Source organism: uncultured Sphingomonas sp., from assembly GCF_902806265.1.
Lineage (GTDB): Bacteria > Pseudomonadota > Alphaproteobacteria > Sphingomonadales > Sphingomonadaceae > Sphingomicrobium.
The window spans coordinates 1-25,814 of record NZ_CADCVZ010000036.1 but is presented as its reverse complement, the minus strand read 5'-3'; the positions used below and the strand labels follow the sequence as shown (position 1 = coordinate 25,814).

Here is a 25,814-nt window from a genome sequence, read left to right as displayed (position 1 = left end):
CCGTTGTGATCTTTGTCACCTTCACCGGAGGGTTGAGGTGGCGCATAGGAGGGAGGCAGGCGGAGCGCATGGCGGGCGCCTGATAGTCCCTTGGGGGGCGTGTAGGACAGAGTTTCTTGGAGTCCTCACCGCGCCGCCCCTGGGTCCGCCCAAGCGCATAAGCAAACGGCGGAGGGGTCGTCTGAGTAACCGGTCGGTAAGCCGTCCGTGCCATCCTGCCGCGATGCCGCCCGAGATCCTCGCCCTGATCGACAAGCCCTTGTCGCTAGTCGCCGTGCTGTTCGTCGGCGCGCTGTTCGGGATGACGTTCGAGCAGATCGTGTCCAAGCAGCGGCGGGAAGCGTGGAAGGCCCGCAAGCAGGCGCGGGGCAACTGGGTGGAGCGTGGCCGCAGGCGCAAGGATGCACCTCCGGGATGGGAGGGGCCATGGCCGCCTCAGGCCAACGTTGCGGAGGGTCCATGGGGGCAGCCGCGGCACGATCCAGTTCCGGGCGGCTCGCGCATCCCCAATGCGGCCGACCAGCTCAGGACGGTGATGGGGGCCGAGTTCAAGCCCAAGCGGCTGCTGAACCGGGGCGAGAGCCGGGTGCTGGCGGCGCTGGAGCCGATCGTCGCGGAACTGGCGCCCGGCTGGCGGGTGATGGCGCAAGTGAGTTTGGGCGAGGTGCTGGACGCGGACAGCACCGAAGCGTTCAACACGATCAACGCCAAGCGGGTCGACTTCCTGCTGGTCGATGCCGAGCTCAAGCCGCGGCACGCGATCGAGTATCAGGGGCAGGGTCACCACCAGGGCACGGCCGCCGCCCGCGACGCGGTCAAGAAGGAAGCGCTGCGGCGGGCGGGGATCGGTTTGGTCGAGGTTATGGCGGACGACACCCCGGCGGAGCTGCGCCTGGCGGTGGCGAGGATAGTCGGGTCTTCAGGCGCGAAGCCGTTCGGGCGCGCAGCTTCGTCGGCCGCGCGCCCGTGAGGGCCTAGTAGCCGCGGCGGGGGTTTACGCGGTTGAGGCGGAGGTTGGTGACCCGGCCCTGGTAGTCGACGTTGCAGCGGAAGCTGAGGTCGCCCTGGGCGTAGGCCTGCTGGCCGTAACCCGGTTGGCCGTAACCCTGCTGGCCGTAGCCCTGCTGGCCGTAGCCATAGGGGTTGGCGCCGCTGTCGATCAGGCCGGTGACGCGGAGGCCGTTGCGGCGCCGCTCGACGTTGGTGACGGCGGTGACGCGAGCGCCGCCGCCGTACTGCTGGCCGTAGCCGTAGGCGTTGCCGTAGGGCTGCCCATAGCCCGGGCGGTACTGGCGTGACGCCTGGGCCGAGGCCGCGCTGGCGCATTGGGTGATCGCCTGGCGGTCGTTCCCGGCATAGCGGTTGCCGAGCAGTTGGCCGATGATCCCGCCGATGCCGCCTTGCTGCTGCGGGTAGCCGTAGCCCCCCTGCGGGTAGCCGTAGCCTTGCTGCTGTTGCTGCCGCTGGTAATATTCGTAGCCCGGCTGGCCCGGATAGGGCGCGGGCTGCTGACCGGGGTAGGGGGCCTGCTGCGGCGGGTAACCCTGCTGCTGGGGATAGCCCGGCTGCGGATAATATTGCGCCGCGGCCGGCGCGGCGACGCCGCCGAGCGCCGTGGCGACGGCGATGAGGGGAAGAATACGCATGCGAACTTCCTTGGCTCTCCGCCGGAAAGCGCCGGGGAGTTTAGGATAGTAAACGGGCAGTAGCCCCGCAAGATGCATGAACCGAAAACAACCTCGCGGAGCGCCGCGGTTAAGGAAGCCGTTGCGCAGCAACGGGGAGCTTAACCAGAAGACGCGAAGCGCCGGCCGACAGGTGCGCGCGACTTTCAAGAGATATAGAGCCGTGTTTTCTGACGAGTGTGGGCGGAGCTTCAGCTCACTCCGCCGCCTCAGCCACCTTCCGCCGCCGCGCCCGCTTCGGCTCAGCCGCGACCTCTCCGCCGACTTCGTCGGCGTCTCCCGCAAGGGGGAGTAGCTGGGCGCCACCCCGCTCCAACAACGGCCGCAGGTAGCTCCCGGTGAAGCTCCGCGCCTCCGCCGCCACCTGCTCGGGCGTGCCCTCGGCCACGATCTCGCCGCCCTTGACCCCGCCTTCGGGCCCCAGGTCGAGGATCCAGTCGGCGGTCTTGATGACGTCGAGGTTATGCTCGATCACCACCACCGTGTTGCCCTGCTCGACCAGGGCGTGGAGGACTTCGAGGAGCTTGCGGACGTCCTCGAAGTGGAGGCCGGTGGTGGGCTCGTCGAGGATGTAGAGAGTGTTGCCGGTGGCTCGGCGCGACAGCTCCTTGGCGAGCTTGACGCGCTGGGCCTCGCCGCCGGACAGGGTGGTCGCCTGCTGCCCGACCTTGACGTAGCCGAGGCCCACCTCGGCCAGCATCGCCATCTTGTCGCGAATGCCGGGGACGGCGCGGAAGAACTCCACCGCGTCCTCAACCGTCATGTCGAGCACCTCGGCGATGCTGCGGCCCTTGTGCTTCACTTCCAGGGTTTCGCGGTTGTAACGCTGGCCGTGACAGACGTCGCAGGTGACGTAGACGTCTGGGAGGAAGTGCATCTCGATCTTGAGCAGGCCGTCGCCGGTGCAGGCCTCGCAGCGGCCGCCCTTGACGTTGAAGGAGAAGCGCCCGGCCTTGTAGCCGCGGGCCAGGGACTCGGGCAGGCCGGCGAACCAGTCGCGGATGTTGGTGAACGCGCCGGTGTAGGTGGCGGGGTTGGAGCGCGGGGTGCGGCCGATCGGCGACTGGTCGATGTCGATGACCTTGTCGAGATGCTCGAGGCCGGTGACGCGGTCGTGCTTGCCGGCGAGGATGCGGGCGCCGTTGAGGTGCCTCGCGGCGGCGGCGTAGAGAGTGTCGATGGTGAAGCTCGACTTGCCCGAGCCGGATACGCCGGTGATGCAGGTGAAGGTGCCGAGCGGGATCGAGGCGGTGACGTTCTGGAGGTTGTTCTCGCGCGCGCCGTGAACGGTGAGCTTCTTGCCGGTGCCGCGTCGTCTCTTGGCGGGCAGGGGGATGGCGCGGCGGCCGGAGAGATAGTCGGCGGTTAGGCTGCCCTCGTGCTGGAGGAGCCGGTCGAGGGTGCCGGAGAAGACCACCTCGCCGCCGTGGACGCCGGCGCCGGGGCCCATGTCGATGACGTGGTCGGCGTGGCGGATGGCATCCTCGTCATGCTCGACCACCAGCACGGTGTTGCCGAGCGACTTGAGGCGCTTGAGGGTTTCCAGGAGGCGGTCGTTGTCCTTCTGGTGGAGGCCGATGCTGGGCTCGTCGAGGACGTAGAGGACGCCGGACAGGCCGGAGCCGATCTGGGAGGCGAGGCGGATGCGCTGGCTTTCGCCGCCGGACAGGGTGCCCGAGGTGCGGTCAAGGTTGAGATAGTCGAGGCCGACGTTGTGGAGGAAGCCGAGGCGCTCGTTGATCTCCTTGAGGATGGCGCGGGCGATCTCCTGCTGCTGCGGGGTGAGCTTGGCCTCGAGGGTGGTGAAGAAGGCGAGCGCGTCGGCGACCGAGCGGCGGGTGGACTGGCTGATGTCCTCGCCGGCGATCTTGACCGCGAGCGGCTCGGCCTTGAGGCGGGCGCCGCCGCAGGTCTCGCACGGGTGGCTGGCCTGGTAGCGGCTCAGCTCCTCGCGCATCCAGGCGGATTCGGTCTGGAGCATTCGGCGGTTGAGGTTGCCGATGACGCCTTCGAACGGCTTCTTGACCTCGTATGATTTCTTCCCGTCGATGAAGCGCAGGGTGACGGGCTTGCCGCCGGTGCCGTGGAGGATGACGCGCTGCTGCTCGGGCCCGAGGTCGCGCCAAGGGGTGTCGAGGCTGAAGTCGTAGGCGCGGGCGAGGGAGGCCAGCACCTGCATGTAGTAGGGCGAGGGCGGCTGGCTCTTGGCCCAAGGAACGACCGCGCCCTTCTTGAGGCTCAGTTCGTGGTTGGGGACGACCAGGTCCTCGTCGAACTCCATCTTCTCGCCCAGGCCGTCGCAGGCCGGGCAGGCGCCCTGGGGGGCGTTGAAGGAGAACAGGCGGGGCTCGATCTCGGCGATTGTGAAGCCGCTGACGGGGCACGCGAACTTTTCGGAGAAGCAGATGCGGCCCGGCGGCGCGTGGGTGGCGAGGACGGCGCGGTCGCGGGCCTGCTCGAGCGCGGCGGCCACGCCCGTGCGCTCGCTTTCGGGCGGCGGGGCGGGCGGGTCAGCCGGGTCGAGGTAGGCGAGCCCTTCCGCGAGCTTAAGCGCCTGCTCGAAGCTATCGGCCAGCCGCGACTGGATGCCGTCGCGGACGACGATGCGGTCGACCACCACCTCGAGGTCGTGCTTGTACTTCTTGTCGAGCGCGGGCGCTTCCTCGATGGCGTAGAACTCGCCGTCGATACGGACGCGGGTGAAGCCGGCCTTCTGCCATTCGGCCAACTCCTTGCGGTATTCGCCCTTGCGGCCGCGGACCACGGGGGCGAGCAGGTAGTGGCGGCTGCCCTCGGGCAGGGCCATGACGCGGTCGACCATCTGGCTGACCTGCTGCGCCTGGATCGGCTCGCCGGTGGCGGGCGAGTAGGGGATGCCGACGCGCGCCCATAAGAGGCGCATATAGTCGTAGATCTCGGTCACAGTTGCGACGGTCGAGCGCGGGTTGCGGCTGGTGGTCTTCTGCTCGATCGAGATGGCCGGCGAGAGGCCGTCGATATGTTCGACGTCCGGCTTCTGCATCATCTCGAGGAACTGGCGCGCGTAGGCGGACAGGCTTTCGACGTAGCGGCGCTGCCCCTCGGCGTAGATGGTGTCGAAAGCCAGGCTCGATTTGCCCGAGCCGGACAGGCCGGTGATCACCGTCAGGCTGTCGCGGGGGATGTCGACGGAAACGCCTTTAAGGTTGTGCTCGCGTGCGCCGCGGACGCTTATCGTTTTCAGCATTCGCTTCCGCTCTGCTTTGTGATGCTCTTCATCATGGAGTAAGTTTGTTCCAGATTTGTTCTTAGGACAAGCGGAAGGGCTGGCCCACGGCCGAGCAAGCCGACAAGATAGTGCGTTCGGGCGTGGAAGGAAGGATTTGCGGGTGCGCGTGATGAGGTCTGTTCTGATGACGGGCATTCTGGTCTCCACCGCACTTCGCGCGGAGCCAGCGGTGAAATGGCAGCCCACAGGCAAGTGGACGGTGGAGCATGCCGACCGGCAATGCCTCGCCAGCCGAACCTTCGTTCGAGACGGTCAGTCGCTCACAGTGGTACTCGCTCCTACGCCTGCCAATGACTCGGGTGAGCTGTGGGTGCTGACCGATGATCCGCGGCTGGCGCTCGCGCGCTCGGATCGAGACCGGGCGCGCCGCGATTGAAGCCAAGGGCATGAACCCGACCGGCCTTACCGCCAGCAAGCAGCGGGTCTGGCGGGCAGGCTTGCAAGGTGAAGAATTGCAAAGGCTGTGGGCCACGGGACGCCTGGGCATCCGAAGCTCAAAGCTGGTTGCTGCAATGGATCTTCCCGCCCTCCATCCAGTGCGGGGCGCCCTGCAGGACTGCATGGAAGGTCTGCTGAAGGAGTGGGGCTTCCTGGCAAGCACGGCCCGGCTCACGCGTTATGCCATGCCCCACAAGAAGGCGACGGCCTACGTCACGGACGAAGACTACCCCTCTGCGGCCCTCCCGGATGGCGCCGGCGGTACCTCCGAAATCATGGCTACAATCGGTCTGGACGGACGGGCAAGGGATTGCCGCGTCCTCAGATCGGCCCGACACCAGGCGCTGGACGCGACAACTTGCGCGATCCTGGTACAGCGAGCCCGGTTCGAGCCTGCCCTGGACGCAAGCGGGAAGGCTGTCGAGGCACCCTTCATCACCCGCCTGACCTGGCGAGTCTATTAGGGCAGACCGCCGCAGCCATAGTCGGCGACCGCTTCGTGGTGCGCGCCGCTGCGGCCGAGGTGGCTTTCGTAGAGGGTGAAGCGGGCGACCTGCCACGGTTCGGATGCGAGGTTCGCGTGGCGTTCGAGGAAGGGCTGAACCGGGGCGGCGCCGCACTTCCAGCGGGCGAGGGTGACGTGCGGGTGGTAGGCCCGGCGCTCGGGTTCGAGGCCGGCGGCCACGCAGGTGCGGTCGATCTTGGCGGCAAGCGCGGCTAGCGGTTCGCGCGGCGCGAGCCCGGCCCAGAGCGCGCCGCCGCGGCGCTGCTCGAAGCGGCCGACGCCCTGCACCCGGATCCCGAACGCTTCGAAGCGGATGGCGCTGAGCGCGCTCGCTAGGTCCTCGGCGACGTCGCCGTCGACTTCGCCGACGAAACGCAGGGTGCAGTGGAGCTGCTCCTCATCCTGCCAGCGCATGCCTTCGGTGCCGCCCATCAGGTCGAGGAGCAGGTCGCGGACGGGCTCGGGCGGGCGGATGGCGAGGAACAGGCGGTGCATGGGAGGTCGGGTCGTCGAACGGTTAACCGTCCGGAGCGAACCGAAAGGTTATAATCCGTCAACTTTGTCGGGTCTAGGGCTCGAGGGCAAGTGCGGGTGCGGCGGGGCGTCAGGTGAGTTTCTATAAGCGGTTCCTGGTCCCGATCACCCTTATCCTGCTGAGCGCAAGTACGGCGCTCATCGCCGGTCTGTACGCGATGACCCACCAGCAGGACGCGCGGGAGCGCCACCGTGAGGAGCGGGTGGTCGCCCTGGCCCTGGCCGGCCAGATCGACGGGTTGCAGAAGGTTCTGCGGGAATATGCCCGGTGGGACGACGCGGCCGCGCATGCGGTCACCGGCTTCGACGCCGGCTGGCTGGACGAGCAGTTCGGCCTCTATCTGCATGAGGCCAATGGATACGAGGCCAACTTCATCGTCGATGAGCAGGGGCGCACCATCTACGCCGCAGTCCACGGCAGGCGGACAGGCGATGCCGCGGACCGGCACCTGGGGCGCGACTACCGGCAGGCACTGAGCACGGCCGCAGCGCAGACGGCGGGCAAGGAGATTTCGGTCGGTGGCCTGTCGGTCGGTGCGCACGGCCCGCTGCTGTTCGCGGTTCACCGCATCCTGCGGAGCCCGGGCAGCGCCCTGCCTCGCGGCGCGCCGCGCCGCTACATGGTCGTCGCCAAGGAAGTGGACGAGCAGCTGGCGCTGAACACCAAACAGGCCGCCCAGATCGCAGCGCTCCGCCTCATTCGCCGACCCGATCCAGCCGAGGCAGCTGTGCCGGTCCGGACCTACGCAGGTTCGACCATCGGCTATTATGCCTGGGCGCCGACCACCCCTGGGACAGAGCTGCGACACGGCAGCATGCCGATCCTCGCTGGGTTCGTGCTGGTACTTCTTGGACTTGGAACGATCGTCCTGCGCAACGCCTCGACCGACCTGCGCGAGCTCCAGGCGAGCGAGGCCAAGGCGCAGCACCTGGCCCGGCACGATGCGCTGACCGGACTGCCTAACCGGCGAGCTTTCAACGAGCGGTTGGTCAAGCTGGCCGGGCGGGACGCGGTCTACAGCGTGCTGGTGATCGACCTCGACGGCTTCAAGGAAGTCAACGACAGCTTCGGCCATGCCACCGGCGACCTGCTGCTGCGGCGGACCAGCGAGCGGCTGCGTCGCGCCCTGCCGCCCCACGCTTATCTGGCCCGCCCCGGCGGAGACGAGTTCTTCGTGGCCTGGGAACATGGGGGTGAGGCGATGGACCATCAGGCGGCCGCCACCGCGATCATCGAGGCGGTGCGGGAGCCGCACGAGTTCCAGGCCGAGCCGATCCTGGTCGGAGCCAGCGTCGGGATCGCCGGAGGCGCCGGCCTGGAGTATGCGGACGTGGTTCGCCGCGCCGATGTGGCGATGTACGCGGCTAAGTCGCGCGGCCGCGACAATTGGTGCCTCTACTCGCCAACCCTCAATGACGGCCGGCGCGAGCGGCGGGAGCTGGAAAGCGATCTCCGCCGGGCGATCGCGGCGGGCGAGATTTCTGTGGCGTTCCAGCCGATCGTGCGCTCGCGCAGCGGCCAGATCAGCGGCGTGGAAGCGCTGGCGCGATGGAGCCACCCGACCCGCGGCGCCATCTCACCGGACTTGTTCATCCCCATCGCCGAGGATAGCGGCGCGATCGTCGAACTCGGGCGCTTTGTCCTGCGGGAGGCCTGCCTGCGGGCGCGCGACTGGCCGTTCCTGTTGTCGGTGAACCTGTCCCCGGCTCAGTTCTGGGACCGCATGCTGGTCCATGACGTGCTGCGGACGCTCGACGAGTGCGGCTTTCCGCCCGAGCGGCTCGAGTTCGAGATCACCGAAACCTACCTGCTGCGCCGTCCCGATGCCGCGGAGGAGGTGATCCGCGACCTCCGCCGCCACGGCATCAAGGTCGCGCTGGACGATTTCGGCACCGGCTATGCCAGCGTCGGCTATCTCCGCCGGTTCGAGTTCGACAAGGTCAAGCTCGACCGCTCGTTCGTCGAGCCGGTGGTCAGCAGCCCGGAAGCGGCGGACGTCGCGCTGGCGGTGGTGGCGCTGGGCAGCGCGCTCAAGATCCCGATCCTGGCCGAGGGGGTAGAGACCGAGCACCACGCCGCCATCCTGGCCATGGCCGGGTGCGAATTCTTGCAAGGGTGGTTCTACGGCATGCCGCAGAGCGCCGCCGAGATCGACACCGTTCTGGCGGGAGGAGCGAACCTGGCGGCACCCGCCTGAGGGACCGGGCCTCGGAGGTCGCGGACCTCAGGGATCGATCCTGGCATAAGCGGGCGGGGCCTCGGGCCCACGCTCGCTGCCGTCCTCCAGCCGCTGTAGCCGCTGCTCGATGCGGGCGATGCCCTCCAGGATGTGGACCTGTTCCTCGTGGGTGAAGGCGTCGCGGTTCTCGTTCAGCCGGTCGATCAGCCGGACGATGATCAGCGGCGCGATGCCGAAGATTGAGATGTGCATCAGCACGGCGGCAAGGAGCTGGCCAGCCACGGTCTTGGGAGTCACGTCGCCGTAGCCGGTCGAGGTGGCGGTGGTCGCGGCCCAGTAGAAGCTTTCGGCGAAGGTCCGCGCTTCCAGCACCATGAACAGGACGGACGCGGCAAGAAGGATGGCGAAGTAGATCAGCGCCAGCTCCTTGAGCGTGTCGGTGGCAGCCTGCAGCTTCTTCATGGGTCAGCCTTCGATGATGTGCGGAACGAAGCGGGCGCGGTTGCCGGTGATCAGCCCGTCCTCGCGGATGCCGAGGCCCGCCGCTTCCCCGCCGACGACCCACGAGCCGAGCACGGGATAGCCGCGGCCGAAGTCGCGCAGCGGATAGAGCTGCTGGTAGACGCGGGGCACCGCCTGGTAACCGCCTTCCGACTGGGCCAGCACCTGTCCGTCGCGGACCAGCTCGATGTTGGCGCCTTCGCGGGCGAGGATCGGCTTGGCGACGTAGCTTGGGCCGACCTTGCCCGGCTCCAGGGAGGCGGGGAGCAGGTTCGGGTGGCGCGGGAACATGTCGTGGAGCAGCGCCAGCACCGCCTTGTTGCTCCACAGCATCTTCCAGATGGGCTCGATCCACAGGGTGGTCGGCAGGTTGCGGACGATCGCCGGGCCGAACTCCTCGGCGACGATCCATTCCCACGGGTAAAGCTTGAAGATGGCGGTGATCAGATGGTCCTGGCCGTCGACGATACGGCCGGCGGCGTCGAGGCCGATCTCGTCGATCAGCAGGCCGCGCGTCTCGAGTCCGGCCTGCTCGGCGAGGTCGCGCATGTAGGTGGTGGTGAGCGTGTCCTCGCCGCTGGCGTCGTCGGCATGGGCGAACCAGATCCGCCCGCTCAAGTCGGGCGCCATGAAGCGCCAGCGTTCGACCAGCTTGTCGTGGAGACTGGTGAACTGGTCGGCTTGCGGAAAGCACTGCTCCTTCCAATCCCACTGGATCGCGCCGGCCTCCAGCATGGCGGTGGGGGTGTCGCAGTTGAACTCGAACAGCTTGGGCTCACCTGTGCCGTCCCAGCCGAAGTCGAAGCGGCCATAGTCGAGCGCTGGGCGGTCGCCCTTCCATTCGCTGCGGATGGCGGCGTGGCAGAAGTCGGGGATGCCGAGGGAGGACAGGAGGGCCGCGTCCTTGACGATGCGGTCGCCGGCCTTGAGGAACAGATCGTAGACCGCTTCGGTCGCGGCCTCGAGCTGCTCGATCTCGGCCAGGGTGAAGACGTAGCAGCCGCTCTCGTCCCAATAGGGCTGACCGTCGTCGCCGGTGTGCCAGATGAGGCCCTGTTCTTCGACGATCCGCTGCCAGCCGGGCCGCGGAGCGATCGTCCGACGCTGCATCAGCCGCCGCGGCCGCCGAAGCCCCGCCCGGTCGCGCCGAGCCCGCCGCGCGACACGGCGGCCGAACGACTCATCTGGGTGGCGCGAGGCGCCCGGGCATAGCTGGTGCCCCAAGTCCCGTTGTAGGAGCCGTAGCGGGCGTAGCGGGGATTGCGGACCGAGTCGCCATAGTAGGGGATTGGGGCGCCAGTCCGCAGGAAGAAGAAGCTGGCTCCGCCGCGGCGGCGATCGCAATGATCGTCGTCGATGCGGCGGCCGTCTCGGTCGACGCACACCGCGGTGTCGCCGGTCGCGACATAGTCGTCGTCCCACTCGTTGCGGGTGGAGCAGCCGGGCAGGGCGAGCAGCGCCGCGGCGACCGCGCCCGTGATCGGAAGAGGCTTGCGCATGGGGCCGGACGCTCCGCTCAGGGGACCATGCAGGCGGCCTGGAGCACGCCCACGCCCAGACCCATGCCGCCGACGAAGATACCCGACGCGGCGCAGCGCTGGGTGATCCGGTCCGAAATGCCCTTGAACAGCAGCCGGGCAATGAGGGCGAACACCGCCAGCTGCACCAGCGCGGCGACCGCGCCCCACAGCAGCATGTCCGGAATGCTGACCGAATGGCCGATCACCACCGCGACAGGAATCGCGAAGCCGAGAAAGGTGCCGGTCAGCTGCAGGGCGGCGGCGCTGTTGCCTTCGCGGATCAGCGCGAACTCGCGGTGCGGGGTGACGAACACGTACAGCAGCATAAATCCCGCCGCGAGCGCCAGGGCCGACGCGAAATAGGCGAAAAAGTGCGGCAAAGCCCCCGTGAAATACGCCACCATCACCTGCCCCCCCGGCCCCTCGAAGCGTTGTTGGTTAAAGGCGCCAAACGGGCCGCGCAAACGGTTTCTGCCGAGCCGTCGGCCGCCGAGCATCTACTTACTTGAAAGTAGGTCGTTTCGCGTCCGGTTTTACTTGAAACTAATCGGGCTCCCGACGATATATGTCTTTGTGACGGGCGCGTTGGCTCGTCGGCAAGGAGTTAGAAATGCAGAACTGGTCTGACCCGCGCACGACCGCTGCGCCGACCGCCGCACCGTCGGTCGGTGTTCCGCGCGCCGCCCGCGACGCGGGCCTGCGGTCCTACATGCTGTCCGTTTACAACTACATGGCCTCCGGCGTGCTGCTGACCGGCATCGTCGCCCTGCTGTTCGCGTCGAGCGGCATGGCCGAGCAGGTGCTGTCGACCCCGCTGCGCTGGGTCATCATGTTCGCACCCTTGGCGTTTGTGATGGTGATGAGCTTCGGCATGAACCGGCTGTCGACCGGGGCGCTGCAGGGGCTGTTCTGGGCCTTCGCCTTCGTAATGGGCCTGTCGATGTCGTCGATCTTCCTGGTGTTCACCGGGGCGAGCATCGCGCAGACCTTCTTCGCGGTGGCGGCCGCCTTCCTGGGCCTGTCGCTGTGGGGCTACACGACCAAGAAGGACCTGTCCGGCATGGGCACCTTCCTGATCATGGGCGTGGTCGGCCTGCTGGTGGCGATGGTCATCAACATCTTCCTGCAGTCCACCGCGATGCAGCTGGCGATCAGCGCGATCGGCGTGCTACTGTTCGCGGGCCTGACCGCCTACGACACGCAGAAGATCAAGAGCATGTACGCCTACGTGGCCGGCACGGACATGATGGGCAAGGTCGTGATCATGGGGGCGCTGAACCTCTATCTCGACTTCATCAACATGTTCACCTTCCTGCTGAACTTCATGGGCAACCGCGAGTAACGGAGCTGAGCCGCTCGGCGGCACGCTTCATGCGTGCTGTCGATCGGCGACCGCGAAGTACGAGAGGGCTCGGCGGGCGACCGCCGGGCCCTTTCTTCATGCACGGGGCGGTGGACCGGCGTGGGACAGCCGCGAGCGGAGCTCCGGGCGCGCGGAAAGCTTTGCGCATTGCTGCGTTATGACCCCATGCTCGCTCTTCCTAAGCCGTTGACCGGCCGTGCTTTCCTGACCTCCGCCGCACTGCTGGCGGCCGTCGCGCCGGCGGCATCGGCGCGCGAGGGCGGCGGGACGGAGCCGCTCGGCTTCTTCGAAGGGCGCACCGAGATGGTGAGCACCATCAAGGTCGTCGCCAAGAAGCCTTATCGCTCGCGCACGCTGGGCCGCGGGCAGATTCTCCCCGACGGCTCCCTCGCGCTCGTTCAGCACGTTCAGGAGGACGGCAAGCCGCCCTTGGAACGGCGGTGGCGGATCAAGCGGGTCGCGGACGGCCGCTTCGCCGGCACCATGTCGGACGCCGCCGGGCCGGTCACGGTGCGGGAGGTGGACGGCAAGTACCAGTTCCGCTTTAGGATCAAGGGCGGGCTGGACGTCGATCAATGGCTGACGCCCCAGCCCGGAGGGCGGATCGCGCACAGCCGGACAACGGTGAAGAAGTTCGGCATCCGCGTGGCCACGTCCGAAGGGACGATCCGCAAGCTTTAGGCCACGGCGCGCCGGCCGGTCGCCGCCACGCGGAAGCAGGGAGACAAGGGGATGGCGGAGCGCTTTGAGCGGCACAAGCAGCCATGGACCCCCGAGGAGATCGCCAAGCTGCACACGCTGGCAGGCAAGGGCGTGGCGCTGAAGGCACTGGCCAAAGCGCTGACGCGGAGCGAGGAGTCGATCAAGCTACGGGCAAAAGCGGACGGGCTGAAGATCGCCAAGCTGCGGTAAAGGTTCGCTGAGGGTGGGAAAGCGGACACTTAGTTACGCCGCATCGCCTCCCATGTGTGGCCGCTACGCATCAACAAAGCATCCCGCTCTCTTTCATCAGAAAGGAGGAGCAATAGAGCTTTCTGAGCGGCGCAAGCGGACTCAACCACCGCTCCCCACTTGGGGTCGCTCCGGATAGCGGCATGGTCATAATCGTCCGTAGGACTGACGTAGGCGTCCGCTAAATCATGGAACCGAGCGACAACAGCCGCTTCCTCGGCGTTCAAAAGGCCTTCGGCCTGAAATCGAGAGTAGCCTTCGTCTGAGAATCCTAAACCATCGAAGTAGGTGCACATCAACTCGACGAACGAAAAGTGCGGATTGGTATTCTGCGGGTTTAGCCAACTCTCACGCTAAGCTCTCAAGTCCGCAAACTCTTGGATGCTGCCCAACCAATGCTCCCGCCACCCCTCGCGCCTGACTGCGTCCAAATGTGTCATCGGCGGCTTATTTGAGCAACATCAGCTTAGGTACCGACCAGTTTCGCAGCACGATGACGGGAAGCGCTGCGCGGGAGTATTGGCAGTAGGGGTGAGTTCTTCTGCCTTGGACGGCGATTTGCATGAGGATGGCACCGGATCGGGGGACTGGTCAATGAGTCGGAGTTCTCCATAAACCGTGACGAGGTTTCCAGCATTACCGCGGAGGCGTTCATATTGATCTTGCGATGCCAGCAGGTGAATGCACTCAGTTGGCGGCGGGATTTCGTCATCGCCTTCGAGTACATAGCTCTTCCTACCCAGAAGGATCGAATTGCGTGCCGCTGGGTATATCTTGCCCGTTACGCTCACAAGCCCTTCAGCAAGCGGATCAGGAGCGTCGAGGATTGCATCAAGCGGCTGCGGGAGAGAATATAGAGACGATGTCGGCGCGCAGGACACACAGCCAAAGAGAATGATGAATGCGCGCGCTGCAATCATGATCGGCAACTCGTCTCGTTCAGCAGGCTTATCTCAGTCTAAGGGCAAACGTAATGTCCGCAACGGTCGAAAGCGGACTAACCGCTAGTGTCCGCGATGCGTCGAAAGCGGACTAACCCCCGATCGCGCGCAAGCGAAAGCCGACCACCTTGTTGGTGTAGGTGCATTCGAACGAGCGGCGGTTCGCTCCGTTGGTGGCGGTGCCGTAGACCACGACCTTGCCGGAACCGCGCTGCTCCCAGTCGATGATGTGGACCTCGCCGTGCTGCGCGGCATGGGCGCGGCAGGCCTGGGTCGCCGCAAGCTGGAGCGCTTCGCTATGCTGGTAGGGCTTCTGCCCGCTGCGCGCCGCCGCGCCCAGAGCGCTGGCGGCGAGGCTGGCGACGCAGCCGCCGAGGGCCAACGACGCGGCGAGCAGCGAGGTGAGCTGGAGGGCCTTGCGCAACGACCCGCTCACCGCAACTGCTCGCGGAAGAAGGCGAGGGTGCGCTGCCAGGCGAGGTCGGCGGCTGGCTTGCTGTAGCGTTCGGCGGAAGTGTCATTGTTGAAGGCGTGATTGGCGCCTTTGTAGGTATAAAGCGTCACCGGCTTATTCGCCGTTCGCAGCGCTGCAGCCCAGGGGAGGAGGGTTTGGGCGACCCGCTCGTCGAGGCCGGCATGGTGGATGAGCAGCGGCGTCTGCACCTTGGCCGCTTCGGCCGGGTCGGGCGCGGTGCCGTAATAGACCACGCCCGCGTCGAGGCGGTTGCCGGCGGCGAGCGCCAGCCGATTGACGAAGGCGCCGCCCCAGCAGAAGCCGACCGCGCCAGCGTGCCCGTTGCTGTTGCTGCGACGCTTTAGGCTGTCGATCATGCCTGCGCCGGCAGCGACGGCAGCAGCGAGGTCCAGCTTGCCGATCAGCTCGCGAGCCTGGTCCTCGTTGGCGGGCGTGCCGCCGGCGGGGGACAGGAAGTCGGGCGCTAGGGCGAAATAGCCCGCCAGCGCCACTCGGCGGGTCACGTCGCGGATATGCTCGTTGAGCCCGCGGTTCTCGTGAATGACCATTACGGCGGGCAGGCGGCCGGGAACGGCGCGCGGGACCGCGGCGTAGGCCGAATAGCGCGGATAGGGGGTGAGGGTCGCGGTGCGCAGCCGGCGATCGTCGGCGGGCACCACCGCGGCGGCGGCCGGGCTGGCGGCGATGGCCCCGATCAGCGCTTCGGCGGCCGCCGCGCTGCCGGCGATCACCACCATGCGGGCCATGAAGTCGCGCCGCTCCAGGCCTTCGTGGGTAAAGCGGTCGTAGAGCGCGATGGCCTCGCGCTTGAGCTGCTCGTCCATCGCTCCGCTTCTCCTCAGCCTGATTGCTTCGCTTGTGCTTCGGCGATCAGCTTGCCGTCAATCTCCTGAGCGCGGCGGTGGGCGTCGCGATCGGTCATGCGCGCGGCGTAGTCGGTGAATACCGGCCGCGGCTCCAGCAGGTTGAAGGTCAGCATGAAGTTGACCATCGCGCCCACAAACAGGTCGGCGGCAGTGAAGCGGTCGCCGGCGATGAACTGGCGGCCGGTGAGGCCCTTCTCCAGCGTGTCGATCGCCGTTTCGTAGCTGCCGAAGCCGGCCATCGCCTGGCGCTCGGGCGGAACCTCGACTCCCATGGACTTGGTGGTGAAGGCCGCCTCTACCGGGCCGGCGGTGAAGAACACCCAGCGGTAATAGTCGGCCCGGTCCCGCGGGTCGGGCGGCGAGGCCGGCTTCCGGGAACGCGTCCGCGAGATAAAGGCAGATGGCCGCGACTTCCGTGACGACCTTGCCGTTGTGCCGGAGCGCCGGAACCTTGCCCATCGGATTGATCGCCAGATAGGGCTCGGCCTTCATGCTGGTGCCGTAATCCAGGATTTCCGTCTCGTACGGCTGGCCGATCTCTTCCAGCATCCAGCGGACCGTCTGCCCGCGCGACATGGGATCGTGTAGAAGATGAGGTCGGCCATGATCGTCTCCCCTGTGAGAACAAAGCAAGAACCTACACCTGTTCGACGGCTTCCTCAAGCATCTCCAGCAGCACGCCAATCGCCTTGATGCGGATGGGGCCGCGGCCGAGCGCTCCGAAGTGCTCCCTCCCGCAGCCTGATCGGCCGGCCGCGGCGGGCGCAGGCGAAGTGGCACAGGCCTTCCTCCTCCTGTTCGCCCGCGGGGCCCGCGAACCCGGTGACCGACAGCGCGATATCGGCCCGGCTGTTCTGGAGCGCGCCTTCGGCCATCGCCCGGGCAACCGCGCCGGTCACCGCCTGGTGCGCCCGGTCATCTCGGGCGTAAGGCCCAGCAGGTCCTGCTTGGCCGTGGCGTCATAATAAGTCACGAAGCCGCGGTCGAAGCCATGGCCCGCGCCGTCGATGTCGGTCAGCAGTGAAGCGAGCAAGCCGCCGGTGCAGCTTTCGGCGGTAGCGACCTTCAGCTCTTTCCGGCAGACCTGCTTCATCAGCTCTCGGCCTTGCGGTCGAGGTCGTCGGGGAGTGCCGCGCTAAGCGCTTCCGTCAACCACGCTCTCCAGCGACGTCGGCGGGCGTTGGGACGGGCTCGGCGGGGGCGGGCGCCGCGCCGGCCGGCTGAGCGCCGCCGCCGCGAACGGCCGCGCTGGCATCGCGCGCGGCGCGGAACTCGCTGTCGGCGCTCCAGTTCGGCCAGGCGGTGCTGTTCGCCAGCCGCCGGCCGACGGCGTGGAGCAAGGTCGCATCCGCCGCGATCCCCTCGAAGTTCCAGCTCGGCAGATACTCGTCGTCGGGCTGGTGGTAGCGTTTCTCAGTGTACTCGCGGGCGATCGCCTCGCCCCGGGTCACGCCGCCGCTGACCAAGTCCTGACCCGAGCGGAAGGAGATGGCCGGAACCCCGACCTTGGCCATCGAGAAATGGTCGGAGCGGTAGAAGCCGCCGCTCTGCGGATTGGGGTCGGGCGTGAACTTGCGGCCGAGCCGGCGACCTTCCTCCACCAGCATGTCGAGCAGCTCCAGCCGCGCGGTGCCGGAAATGGAGAAATCGTTGGCCCGGCCGAACACGCCCATGGAGTCGGTATTGAGGACGCCCGCGGTCTTCTCGACCGGGTACAGCGGGTTGGCCGCGTAATATTCGGAGCCGAGCAGGCCCTTCTCCTCGGCGGTGACCGCCAGGAACACGACGGAGCGGTCGGGCCGCGGGCCGCGGGCGAAGGCGCGGGCCTGCTCGATCATGTGGCTGATGCCCGACGCGTTATCGAGCGCGCCGTTGTAGATGCGGTCGCCGTTCGCGTCCGGCTGGCCGATGCCGAGGTGGTCCCAATGGCCGGTATAGATCACCGTCTCGTCCGGCCGCGACTTGCCGGGCAGGATGCCGACGACGTTGCTGGAGTTGATGACCTGAGTGCGGGCCTGGCCCTGTGCGGTCAGCGTCGCCTTGAGCGGCACCGGCCGGAAGTCGCGGCGGCGGGCGGCGGCCTTCATCTGCTCCAGGCTGGTGCCCGACGCGGCGAAGATGCGCCCGGCGAGATCCTGCTGGATCCACGCTTCGAGCGGCGGGTGCTCGGCCGCCGGGTTCTGCCGGACGATGTCGAACATGGTGTTGGTGTTGGAGTTCTTGACGGTCGCCCAGCCGTAGGAGGCGGGCGCGGTTTCGTGGATCACCAGCACGCCGGCTGCGCCCTGCCGCGCTCCCTCCTCATACTTGTAGGTCCAGCGGCCATAGTAGGTCATCGCCTTGCCGCCGAAGTCGCCGTTCTGGGGATCGGCGAGCGGGCCTTCGAAGTCGGGATCGTTGACCAGCACGACCATGATCTTGCCGCGGAGGTCCTGGCCCTTAAAGTCGTCCCAGTTCCGCTCGGGCGCCTTGACCCCGTAGCCGACGAACACCAGCGGCAGGTTCTGGAGGTTGAGCGCGCTCTGGCCGTTGGTCGGCGCGCGAGCGGCGATCTCCTGCCCCTGGGTGAGCGGCAGCTGCTGGCCATTGACGTTCATCGCCAGGGTGGGCGTGCCCTGCCAGTCCGACTGCAGCAGCGGCACGCGCTGGGTCCAGCCGCGACGGCCGTTCTGGAGGTCGCCGCCGGGCTGCAGGCCGGCGCGGCCGAACTCACGGATGAGGTACTGCACGGTGCGGCCCTCGGCCGGCACGCCCACGCCGCGGCCTTCATAGGCGTCGGAACCGAGCGTTTGCACATGCTGGGACAGGCGCTGGGTGCTGAATGCGGGCTGTTGCTGCGCGGCGGCGGGGACGGCCAGCAGGGCAGTGGCGGCGAGCAGAAAAGCGGGGCGAATCATGGGACTTGGGCTCCATCGGCTGAGACGCTGAATCAAGCGTCTCATGCGCCGGGCGGAGCGGGGAGAAAAGGGGCTTTAGCGGGCGCTCAGCGATCAGGCGGCGGCGATCCCGCGGTCCATGGCAAACGGAGACGCGCCGAGCCAGCGCTCAAAGGCGTTCAGCTCCATCGGGCGCGCCAGATAATGACCCTGCGCCTCGTCGCAGCCCATCGCGCCGAGCAGCTGCAGCGCATCGGCGGTTTCCACCCCTTCGGCGACGACCCGGTAGCCGAGATCGTGCGACAAGCTGACCATGGAGCACACCAGCGTCCGGGCGCGCTCTTCCCCGGCCAGCCGGCGGACGAACGACTGGTCGATCTTGACCATCTTCGCGGGCAGCGAGCTGCAGATAGGACAGGCTGCTGTAGCCGGTCCCGAAATCGTCGATCGCCACCCTGACGCCGGCGTCGTCGAGGATCTGCAGGTGCCGCAGCGCGCGTTGCGCATTGGCCATGACCGCGCTTTCGGTCACTTCCAGCTCCAGCCGGTAGGGCGGCACGCCATGGTCGCGGAGCGAGAGCTGCACCTGCGCGGTGATCCAACCGGTAGCACCGGCCTCGCGAGCGCGGGCTTTCTTCTCGGCCGAGAACTCGGTCGACAGCACCAGGATGGGGAGTCCGCCGTAGGCGCTTCGAGCGCGGACCTGCGCGATCAGCTCGAACCCGTCCATCTGGGGCATGTTGATGTCGGTGATGAGGAGGTCGGGGTTGAGCTGGCCCAGCCGTTCGAGCCCCTGCACCCCGTCTTCGGCGGTCTCGACCGCGAAGCCCTTGGCCGAAAGCGAGGCCTTGAGCAGCATCCGCATGCTCGGGGAATCATCGACGGTGAGGATGAGCTTGCTCATGCCGCGACGCTCCGGGCGGGCAGCGAAGCAAGCGTGTTGGTCAGGCCGCAGCGTGCGAGCGTGTCGCTGAGGGCGGTGCTGGGCGAGCCGATGTCGAAGGGCAGGCCGCCGGCCTCGGCGGTGCGGCGGGCTGCCAGCAGCAACTGGAGCACGGCCTGGCCGAGGCTGGCCACGGCGGAGGCGTCGACGCGCACCGCTCCGGCACCGCCGGCGCGCAGCAAGGCTTCGCGCAGGCCTCCGGCGGCGGCGGTGCCGCATTGCGCCGGTAACGCGACCGGCACGTCGGACCGGACCTCGGACGACATCATCCTCATCTCCTCGGGCGCGTGGCGTCACGCGGGTGAAGCGAACAGCGCAGCCGCTGCCGTTTCAGCTGTTATAGACAGCCCCAGGGTGCGCCGCGTCCGAGGCGGCAGGTTTCTGTTGGCGCGTGCGGGAGCGGGGGTTCAGGCCCGCTGCCGCTCCGCGATGTAGCCGTTCACCAGCTCTTCCAGCACGTCCAGCGGCACCGCGCCGTTCTCCAGCACCACCGCGTGGAAGTCGCGAATGTCGAAGCGATCTCCGAGCGCCTGGCGGGCGCGGTCGCGCAGCTCCAAAATCTTGAGCTGCCCGATCATGTAGCTGGTCGCCTGGCCGGGGTTGTTGAAGTAGCGCTCGACTTCCTTGGTCGCGTCGCGTTCGGACAGCAGGGCGTTCTCGCGGAAGTAGCGGATCGCCTGTTCGCGGGTCCAGCGCTTGCTGTGGATGCCGGTGTCGACCACCAGCCGCACCGCTCGCCACAGCTGGGTCGACAACATGCCGAAATCGGAGATCGGTTCGGGGTAGAAGCCCATCTCCTTGCCCAGCCCTTCCGCGTACAGGCCCCAGCCTTCCGAATAGACGCCGTAGCCACCGAAGCGGCGGAACTTCGGCACGCCCGGCAGCTCCTGCGCCAGCGCGATCTGGAAGTGGTGGCCGGGCGCGCCCTCATGGTAGCTGATCGCCTCGGTCTGGGGCTTCAGCACCTGGTTCATGTCGGCAAGGTTGACGTAGTAGATGCCGGGCCGCGAGCCGTCCTCAGACGGGCGGTTGTAGAAGGCGACGGCGGCGGTATCCTGCCGCCACTGCTCGACCGCGCGGACCTCCAGCGGCGCCTTGGGCAGCCGGCGGAACCATTGCGGCGCCTTGGCCATGACCTGGGCGATGAAGCGGCGGCCGTCGGCGAGGTACTGCTCGCGGCCCGCGGCGGTGTTCGGGTATTTGTACTGCCGGCCTTGGTTGATGTGCGCGAAGAACTGCTGCAGCGTGCCGGTGAAGCCGACCTGCTGCTTGATCCGCTCCATCTCGCGGTGGAGGCGCGCGACCTGGGTGACGCCGGTCTGATGGATCTGGTCGGCGGTGAGTTCGGTAGTCGTCGAGTTGCTCAGGCGGTTGGCATAGTAGGCCTCACCCTGCGGCAGGCTCCATGCACCGTTGCTGGCGCTGGCCTTCGCCTCAAGGAGGTCCCAGGTGTCGAGGAACGTCCGGTAGCCGCGCTGGAAGGGGCCGGTCAGCGCCTCGCGGGCTTGCGCGACCAGGCGGTTCTTCTCGGCTTGCGGAACGCTGAGCTTCTCGACCTTGGTCTTGAAGTCGGCAAACAGCGGCGTTTCCTTGCCGCCGGAGAAGGGCGCACCTGCCAGCACGCGCCGGGCATCGGCGCGGACGGGTGCGAAGTTGAAGCGCGGGGGCACGATGCCGAGCTCGACCTGGCGGCGCATGTTTGCCGAAATCTCGCCCATGACCCGCTCGACCTCGCGCAGGCGCGCGATGTAGGCTTCCGCGTCGGCGACGGTGGCGACCCGGTGCTGATTGATCAGGAACACCGGGACAGCGCCCAGCGGGCTGCCGTTGGTGCTCGCCGGGAAGCCGTGCCAGCGCCAGCGGAAGTTCTCGACGTCCTGCTCGATCTCCTCCTCGAACATGCGATAGCTGAGGCGTCCGGTGGGGCTCAGGCGGGCGGGATCGAACTGCGCGCGGAGCTGCTGCAGCTGCGACTGGGCGAGGGCGAGCCCCTGCTGCCGGTATTCGTCGGTATAGATGTCGAGCCGGTCGTACTGCTCCTTGCGGCCGAGCGAGGTGAGGAATTGCGGGCTGCGCGCCGCCTGCGCCTCAAAGGCGGCATCGAGGAAGGCGGTGAAGCGCCGGTCCTCGGCGGCCGGGTCGACGGGCGGAGCCTGCACTGGCGCCGCGGGTGCGGGGGCCGGCGGCGCTCCGGGCGGCACGGCGGCGCAGGCGGTCGCGAGGAGGAAGGCGGACAGGGGCAAAAGCTGCTTCAACGTGGGTGTCCTTTTCATCGTTAGCCGCGGAGCCGTTCGGCGGTGCGCCGCTCGACCAGCCGCTCCAGCACGGTGAGCGGCACCGCGCCCTGCAGCAGCACCTGGTGAAAGTCGCGCAGGTCGAAGCGGGGACCGAGCTTCGCCTTGGACTCGCTGCGCAGCCGGTCCCAGACGATGTGCCCGACCTTGTAGCTGGTCGCCTGGCCGGGCCACACGGTGTAGCGGTCGATCTCGCCCTGGCTGCGGCCGCGGGCGATGCCCGTGGTACGGATGAAATAGTCGGTGGCCTGCTCGCGCGACCAGCGCTTGGCATGAAGGCCGGTGTCGACCACCAGCCGGGTCGCGCGGAACAGGAAGCTCTGCAGCATGCCCGCCCGGCCGAGCGGATCGCCTTCGTACATGCCGAGCTCGTCGGCGAGCTGTTCGGAGTAGAGCGCCCAGCCTTCCGAGTAGGCGGAATAGCCGCCCAGCCGCCGGATCAGCGGGATCTCCTCGGATTCCTGGGCCAGGCTGATCTGCAGGTGATGGCCGGGCACCGCTTCGTGGTAGGTGAGGGTGGCGAGGCCGAACTTCGGCCGGTCGAAGGTGTCGCGCAGGTTGATGTAGTAGATACCGGGCCTGGAACCGTCGAGCGGAGCGCTGTCGTAATAGCCGCCGGGCGCGCCCGCCTGGATCAGCGGGGGTACGCGCCGGACCTCGACCTCTGCCTTGGGGAGGGTCGCGAAAGCCTGCGGCAGCTTGGGGGTGATCTCCGCGATCTGGCGGTTGAGGTGGGCCAGCAGCGCGGCGCGGCCTTCGTCGGTGTTGGGGTAGAGCTGGGCCGGGTCCTTGTTGAGCTCGGCCAGCCGCTGGCCCGCGCTGCCCCGGGTCAGGCCGTGGGCCCGGAGGATCGGGTCCAGCCGTGCTTCCAGCTCCGCCACTTGGCTGAGACCGAGCTGGTGGATCTCTTCCGCGCCCATGCTCGTGGTGGTCGCGGCCTCCAGTGCGCCGGCGTAATAGGCCTCCCCCTCCGGCAGACGCCACACGCCTGCATCGTGCGTGGCGCGGCCGCGCAGCTCGGTCACCAGGGCGATCTGCCGGTCGAGCGCGGGGAATACTTCTGCGGCGACGATCCGCTCGGCCCGGCTGGCATAAGCGTCGCCAAGGCCCGCCTCCCGCGCGCGGCGGGCAAGCGAGGTCACCAGCAGGGTCTGGGCCGCGGGCTGGTCGCGCAGGGAGCGCAGCTGCCGCAACGTCGTGTCGAGGACGTAGTCGGGCGCGAATACGCCGCGCGCCGCGTCCTCCCGCTGCCGCGCCAAGCTGGCGTCGAGCGCGGTATCGAACTGCGCGAGGCGCGACAGGTAGGCGTCGGCGTCCGCCGCGTTCTTGACCGGGTGGGTGGTGTCGAGGAAATCGGGGATGCCGCGATAGGGGCCGGTCAGCTGGCTGATGACGTAGGGCGAGTAGCGGCCGCCCGCGGAGCCGTAGGGGATGCGCGCGCCCTCCAGCGTGCGGGTGAGGTCGTATTCGACCACCTCAAGGTCGAGCGCGGCGGCGGGGGACAGCCGGGTGCGGTCGACCGTGTGCAGCTGGGCCAGGTCCGCCCGGGCTCGGCCGAGGTCCTTGGCCCGGCCCGCGCTGCTGTAATCGTCCAGCCGTCCGCGCAGGTGGGCGCGTTCGCCGACGTCCAGGCCGAGACCGGTGGCACCTTCCGGATTATCCTCGAGCCGGCCGTAGAAGATGCGGTCGAGCATGGCGCGAAGCCGGGCGTCCGCGCTGTCGCCCGTCGGCGCGGCGGCGGCACCGGGTGCCGGCGGGGTGGTGCAGGAGGGCAGGGTCGCAGCGAGCGCCGCAGCGCTTCCACTTGCCATGAACGAACGCCGGTCCATCACGTCTCCTCCATATGCAGGGAACGGGTAAAGGGAGGCTGCGCGTTCGTCGAGGGGGTGGCAGTGCGCAACGAAGGTCCGCAGAGGAAGCGCGCGCAACCGCTTCGATCAACCAGATGTGTCCGCAGCGCCACAGTACGCGGGAGCCGCGTCAAACTGCCGGTATCCACCACAGTCCGGCTACTGTATGCGAACCCGGGGGTTGCACCTCGTACAGGAGGCATCATGCGAAAATTGTTACTTACGGCCACTGCAGCAATGGCGGTGGCGTCGCCCGCTGCCGCCCGCGACGGTCAGCCCTATTTCGGTATTGAAGGCGGCATTCTCCTTCCCAAGGACCAGGATGCCGACATCGACGTCGACTTCACCACCACTCAGACCCCGGCCACACCAGCTGCGCCCGCCGGCCCCGGCGACACCAGCTTCAACAACGCGCTCGGCATCGATTATCGGCGCGGCATCGACGCGGATGCAATAATCGGGTATGATTTTGGCGCGTTCCGGCTTGAGGGCGAGCTCGGTTTCAAGCGGGCCAAGCTCAACGACTTCGAGATCGACGGAGGTTTCGTTGACGCGCTCAACGTTGCCCTGAACCGTCCGTCCGTTGCCCCTGATCCGGGAGCCCCGGGCCTGGCGCCGCTGGTCGCAACCGACTTCACGCTCGACGGCCGGGTCCGCATTTTGTCCGCGATGGTCAACGGCCTGCTAGACTTTGGCGACGAGGACGGCTTGTCCTTCTATGCCGGTGGCGGCCTTGGCCGTGCCCGCGCGAAGTTCGCCGGTCAGAAGGAAGGTGCCTGGGCAGGCCAGCTTATCGCCGGCGCGCGCTATGCGCTCACCAGCAACATCGATTTCGGCCTCAAGTACCGCCACTTCCGCACCCGCAAGCTCAGCCTGGCGGACGACACCGCCGTCAGCTTGCTCGGCAATGCCAATCGCTTCGTGCTCGATCCGGCCAACCCGACGATCGTCAACCAGACGACCAATGCGGACTTGTTCGCCAATTACGAGCAGAAGTTCCGCAGCCACTCGCTGCTGGCCAGTCTGATCTTCAACTTCGGCGCGCCGCCGGCACCACCGCCCCCGCCACCGCCGCCGCCGGTCGAAGCGCCGCCACCGCCGCCGCAGACCCAGACCTGCCCGGACGGTTCGGTAATCCTGGCGACGGATACCTGCCCGCTTCCGCCGCCGCCGCCGCCACCGCCGGAACCGGCCCCCGAGCGCGGATAGCGCTCTCGGATTCGGACCTTCCCGAGCAAAGCAGAGAAGAGGGCGGTTCCGCTGGAGCCGCCCTGTTCTCTAGACAGCATCCTTCGACTGACTCAGCGCGTTGCTAATGTTCTTGCGTCGGCGCTGCCTGGGTTCTCCGCGCCTGCCGGATTAGCACCGAACGAAGGCGGCGGTCTCATCGGAAGCAACGCTGATTTCTCGATAGAACGACTCAGCGGCGCCGTAGCAACCTGTCGCCAGCGCTTCCAAGCCGGCACGATCGCGTATCGTGATCCGCCCCCGACGACAGCGAACCAGACCGTTCCCTTCGATGACGTGGAGGCAGTCGGTGATGCTGGCCCGTCGGGTACCGAGATTGTCGGCAATCTCATCGTGGTTCACCGAGATGTCGTCGCCATTCAGTCGGTCGTGCCGAAGCAGCAGCCAGCGCGCGATGCGCATGTCGATGCGATGAAACGCATAGGCGCCGATAGTCTCCGCCATCTGCACGCTGATGACGTTCACAAAGCGGCTAAGGACCAAGGCCAGCGATGGCGTAGCGGAGGCGATCGCAACAAGGGCGCTGGTTCCGATCTTGAGCACGATGCCGTCGCGCGCGCGGACAATGGCATGGTAAGGTGAATACTTGCAGCCAACCAGCGCAGGCCAGCCGACCAGTCCTTCGCTACCGATCAGCGCAACCTCGACCCGATTGATCTGCTCGACGGAGATCAGCGGACCGCGCGGAAAGTAGATATGCTCACCGGCATCGGCAGCTCTGAAAAGCGGTTCCCCCCGTAGAACGAAGACAGATTCCAGATGAGGCTCGATCGTGGCGCGATCGACGGGTGCGAGTTGACCCAGGAAATCCGGGTTCATGCTTGTTAAGCGTGGACGCACCCAATCGCGTTCGATCCGCTTCAGCAAGGACAGCTCCCCAAGACAGGCCCGTCAAGAATAAAGCTTACCCGCACTGAACTGGACCAACAAATCGGACAGCCAGCGGAGTCACTCGTTCGGACGTACGGTGGCGTACCGTACAATTGTTGGCCTTGGCAATGTGGTTAGAAATCAGGACATTCAGCTTCCATTCCCCGACACCATAATGCGGAGGCGACGATGGCCGACCAAGAGTTGATGCTCGATGTTCTCGAAACCCGAGCGAAGCGGCGGGAGGATCGGCGCGCGTTCGTGCAGAACTTCGGCGCCTACGCTGTGGCAGGCGCAGGCCTTGCCGCCGCGGCCTTTAGCTCCAAGGCGTTTGCGCAGACGGTGTCGGATGCCGACATCCTCAACTTTGCGCTCAATCTCGAGTATCTCGAGGCGCAGTTCTACTCCTTCGCGGTCACCGGCGCCGGCCTGCCGGCCAGCAGCCTGACCGGCACCGGCACACAAGGCGCCGTGACTGGCGGCCGACAGGTCAACTTCACCGATCC

At 67.5% G+C, this 25,814-nt stretch carries 27 protein-coding genes and 3 pseudogenes; 9 read left to right on the top strand and 21 right to left on the bottom strand.

Annotated features, from left to right (window positions below):
* Positions 1-223 precede the first annotated feature (223 nt).
* The gene (locus QZX62_RS08045; RefSeq protein WP_294173523.1) at positions 224-970 is read left to right on the top strand and encodes a DUF2726 domain-containing protein; all 747 of its coding nucleotides are present in this window, start codon (positions 224-226) and stop codon (positions 968-970) included.
* Between the two features lie 4 nt (positions 971-974).
* Here QZX62_RS08045 and QZX62_RS08040 read toward each other — a convergent pair whose 3' ends face one another.
* Together QZX62_RS08040 and uvrA are read right to left on the bottom strand one after the other, a co-directional pair.
* Positions 975-1,646 carry a hypothetical protein gene (locus QZX62_RS08040; RefSeq protein ID WP_294173521.1) on the bottom strand — a complete coding sequence of 224 codons (672 nt, stop codon included), beginning with the start codon at positions 1,644-1,646 and terminating at the stop codon, positions 975-977.
* Between the two features lie 235 nt (positions 1,647-1,881).
* The gene (gene uvrA, locus QZX62_RS08035) at positions 1,882-4,911 is read right to left on the bottom strand and encodes an excinuclease ABC subunit UvrA (protein ID WP_294173519.1); all 3,030 of its coding nucleotides are present in this window, start codon (positions 4,909-4,911) and stop codon (positions 1,882-1,884) included.
* A gap of 151 nt (positions 4,912-5,062) precedes the next feature.
* Here uvrA and QZX62_RS08030 point away from each other — a divergent pair, with 151 nt between their 5' ends.
* Positions 5,063-5,329, top strand: a complete 267-nt coding sequence (locus QZX62_RS08030; protein ID WP_294173517.1) for a hypothetical protein — start codon at positions 5,063-5,065, stop codon at positions 5,327-5,329.
* Positions 5,274-5,855 (top strand): TonB family protein, encoded by a 582-nt coding sequence (locus QZX62_RS08025; RefSeq protein WP_294173515.1) that lies wholly within the window; start codon positions 5,274-5,276, stop codon positions 5,853-5,855. The genes QZX62_RS08030 and QZX62_RS08025 overlap by 56 nt, the downstream gene beginning before the upstream one ends.
* Here the strand turns inward: QZX62_RS08025 and thpR are convergent.
* Complete coding sequence (thpR, locus tag QZX62_RS08020; protein WP_294173514.1) at positions 5,852-6,391, bottom strand: RNA 2',3'-cyclic phosphodiesterase; 540 nt, start codon at positions 6,389-6,391, stop codon at positions 5,852-5,854. The two genes, QZX62_RS08025 and thpR, sit on opposite strands and share 4 nt — an antisense overlap.
* Before the next feature lie 113 nt (positions 6,392-6,504).
* On the opposite strand from thpR, the gene QZX62_RS08015 reads away from it, so the two are divergent.
* Entirely contained in the window at positions 6,505-8,628 is a 2,124-nt protein-coding gene (locus QZX62_RS08015) for an EAL domain-containing protein (RefSeq protein ID WP_294173513.1), read from the top strand.
* 27 nt (positions 8,629-8,655) lie between these two features.
* Here the strand turns inward: QZX62_RS08015 and QZX62_RS08010 are convergent, their stop codons facing one another.
* The 4 genes from QZX62_RS08010 to QZX62_RS07995 are packed head-to-tail and all read right to left on the bottom strand — an operon-like array spanning position 8,656 to position 11,128.
* Positions 8,656-9,072 (bottom strand): potassium channel family protein, encoded by a 417-nt coding sequence (locus tag QZX62_RS08010; RefSeq protein ID WP_294173511.1) that lies wholly within the window; start codon positions 9,070-9,072, stop codon positions 8,656-8,658.
* Between the two features lie 3 nt (positions 9,073-9,075).
* Positions 9,076-10,221, bottom strand: a complete 1,146-nt coding sequence (locus QZX62_RS08005) for a glutathionylspermidine synthase family protein (protein WP_294173510.1) — start codon at positions 10,219-10,221, stop codon at positions 9,076-9,078.
* Positions 10,221-10,610, bottom strand: coding sequence for a hypothetical protein (locus QZX62_RS08000; protein WP_294173509.1), 390 nt, complete (start codon positions 10,608-10,610; stop codon positions 10,221-10,223). Before QZX62_RS08000 ends, QZX62_RS08005 begins: the two co-directional genes overlap by 1 nt.
* Positions 10,611-10,627: 17 nt before the next feature.
* Positions 10,628-11,128 (bottom strand): DUF350 domain-containing protein, encoded by a 501-nt coding sequence (locus tag QZX62_RS07995; RefSeq protein WP_294173507.1) that lies wholly within the window; start codon positions 11,126-11,128, stop codon positions 10,628-10,630.
* Between the two features lie 113 nt (positions 11,129-11,241).
* Between QZX62_RS07995 and QZX62_RS07990 the strand changes: the two genes are divergently transcribed.
* The 3 genes from QZX62_RS07990 (at position 11,242) to QZX62_RS07980 (ending at position 12,906) form a co-directional block, all read left to right on the top strand.
* On the top strand, positions 11,242-11,973 hold the full coding sequence (locus tag QZX62_RS07990; RefSeq protein ID WP_294173505.1) for a Bax inhibitor-1/YccA family protein: 732 nt from the start codon (positions 11,242-11,244) through the stop codon (positions 11,971-11,973).
* Positions 11,974-12,159: 186 nt separating this feature from the next.
* Positions 12,160-12,675, top strand: a complete 516-nt coding sequence (locus QZX62_RS07985; RefSeq protein ID WP_294173503.1) for a DUF3833 family protein — start codon at positions 12,160-12,162, stop codon at positions 12,673-12,675.
* Between the two features lie 51 nt (positions 12,676-12,726).
* Entirely contained in the window at positions 12,727-12,906 is a 180-nt protein-coding gene (locus tag QZX62_RS07980; RefSeq protein ID WP_294173502.1) for a hypothetical protein, read from the top strand.
* A 1,071-nt stretch (positions 12,907-13,977) separates the two neighbouring features.
* On the opposite strand, the gene QZX62_RS07975 is transcribed toward QZX62_RS07980, so the two are convergent.
* The 13 genes and pseudogenes from QZX62_RS07975 to QZX62_RS07925 all read right to left on the bottom strand — a co-directional run bounded on the left by QZX62_RS07975 (position 13,978) and on the right by QZX62_RS07925 (position 23,169).
* Positions 13,978-14,310, bottom strand: coding sequence for a hypothetical protein (locus tag QZX62_RS07975; protein WP_294173501.1), 333 nt, complete (start codon positions 14,308-14,310; stop codon positions 13,978-13,980).
* An 8-nt stretch (positions 14,311-14,318) separates the two neighbouring features.
* Positions 14,319-15,185, bottom strand: a complete 867-nt coding sequence (locus tag QZX62_RS07970) for a dienelactone hydrolase family protein (protein WP_294173498.1) — start codon at positions 15,183-15,185, stop codon at positions 14,319-14,321.
* Positions 15,186-15,199: 14 nt separating this feature from the next.
* Positions 15,200-15,547, bottom strand: a complete 348-nt coding sequence (locus QZX62_RS11880; protein WP_366926194.1) for a glutathione S-transferase C-terminal domain-containing protein — start codon at positions 15,545-15,547, stop codon at positions 15,200-15,202.
* A 109-nt stretch (positions 15,548-15,656) separates the two neighbouring features.
* Positions 15,657-15,776, bottom strand: a pseudogene (locus tag QZX62_RS11875) (glutathione S-transferase N-terminal domain-containing protein); the annotation flags it as partial.
* A gap of 110 nt (positions 15,777-15,886) precedes the next feature.
* Positions 15,887-16,126 (bottom strand): CinA family protein, encoded by a 240-nt coding sequence (locus tag QZX62_RS07960; protein ID WP_294173497.1) that lies wholly within the window; start codon positions 16,124-16,126, stop codon positions 15,887-15,889.
* Positions 16,123-16,320, bottom strand: a complete 198-nt coding sequence (locus QZX62_RS07955) for a CinA family protein (protein ID WP_294173496.1) — start codon at positions 16,318-16,320, stop codon at positions 16,123-16,125. Before QZX62_RS07955 ends, QZX62_RS07960 begins: the two co-directional genes overlap by 4 nt.
* Before the next feature lie 55 nt (positions 16,321-16,375).
* The gene (locus QZX62_RS07950; protein WP_294173495.1) at positions 16,376-18,124 is read right to left on the bottom strand and encodes a M28 family metallopeptidase; all 1,749 of its coding nucleotides are present in this window, start codon (positions 18,122-18,124) and stop codon (positions 16,376-16,378) included.
* Positions 18,125-18,217: 93 nt separating this feature from the next.
* Positions 18,218-18,490 (bottom strand): EAL domain-containing protein, encoded by a 273-nt coding sequence (locus tag QZX62_RS11870; RefSeq protein WP_366926193.1) that lies wholly within the window; start codon positions 18,488-18,490, stop codon positions 18,218-18,220.
* 34 nt (positions 18,491-18,524) lie between these two features.
* Positions 18,525-18,689: pseudogene (locus QZX62_RS11865) on the bottom strand (EAL domain-containing protein); the annotation flags it as partial.
* A 6-nt stretch (positions 18,690-18,695) separates the two neighbouring features.
* Positions 18,696-19,007, bottom strand: a pseudogene (locus QZX62_RS07940) (response regulator); the annotation flags it as partial.
* Positions 19,004-19,315, bottom strand: a complete 312-nt coding sequence (locus QZX62_RS07935) for an STAS domain-containing protein (protein ID WP_294173494.1) — start codon at positions 19,313-19,315, stop codon at positions 19,004-19,006. The gene QZX62_RS07935 and the pseudogene QZX62_RS07940, both read right to left, overlap by 4 nt.
* Before the next feature lie 138 nt (positions 19,316-19,453).
* Positions 19,454-21,301 (bottom strand): DUF885 family protein, encoded by a 1,848-nt coding sequence (locus tag QZX62_RS07930; protein ID WP_294173493.1) that lies wholly within the window; start codon positions 21,299-21,301, stop codon positions 19,454-19,456.
* Positions 21,302-21,321: 20 nt separating this feature from the next.
* Positions 21,322-23,169: a DUF885 family protein gene (locus tag QZX62_RS07925; RefSeq protein WP_294173492.1), complete on the bottom strand. Its 1,848-nt coding sequence runs from the start codon at positions 23,167-23,169 to the stop codon at positions 21,322-21,324.
* A gap of 225 nt (positions 23,170-23,394) precedes the next feature.
* Between QZX62_RS07925 and QZX62_RS07920 the strand changes: the two genes are divergently transcribed.
* Complete coding sequence (locus QZX62_RS07920) at positions 23,395-24,399, top strand: outer membrane beta-barrel protein (protein ID WP_294173489.1); 1,005 nt, start codon at positions 23,395-23,397, stop codon at positions 24,397-24,399.
* 150 nt (positions 24,400-24,549) lie between these two features.
* On the opposite strand, the gene QZX62_RS07915 is transcribed toward QZX62_RS07920, so the two are convergent.
* Positions 24,550-25,305 carry a Crp/Fnr family transcriptional regulator gene (locus QZX62_RS07915; RefSeq protein WP_294173488.1) on the bottom strand — a complete coding sequence of 252 codons (756 nt, stop codon included), beginning with the start codon at positions 25,303-25,305 and terminating at the stop codon, positions 24,550-24,552.
* Positions 25,306-25,497: 192 nt separating this feature from the next.
* Here QZX62_RS07915 and QZX62_RS07910 point away from each other — a divergent pair.
* A partial coding sequence (locus tag QZX62_RS07910; RefSeq protein ID WP_294173486.1) for a ferritin-like domain-containing protein occupies positions 25,498-25,814 on the top strand: 317 nt, incomplete at its 3' end.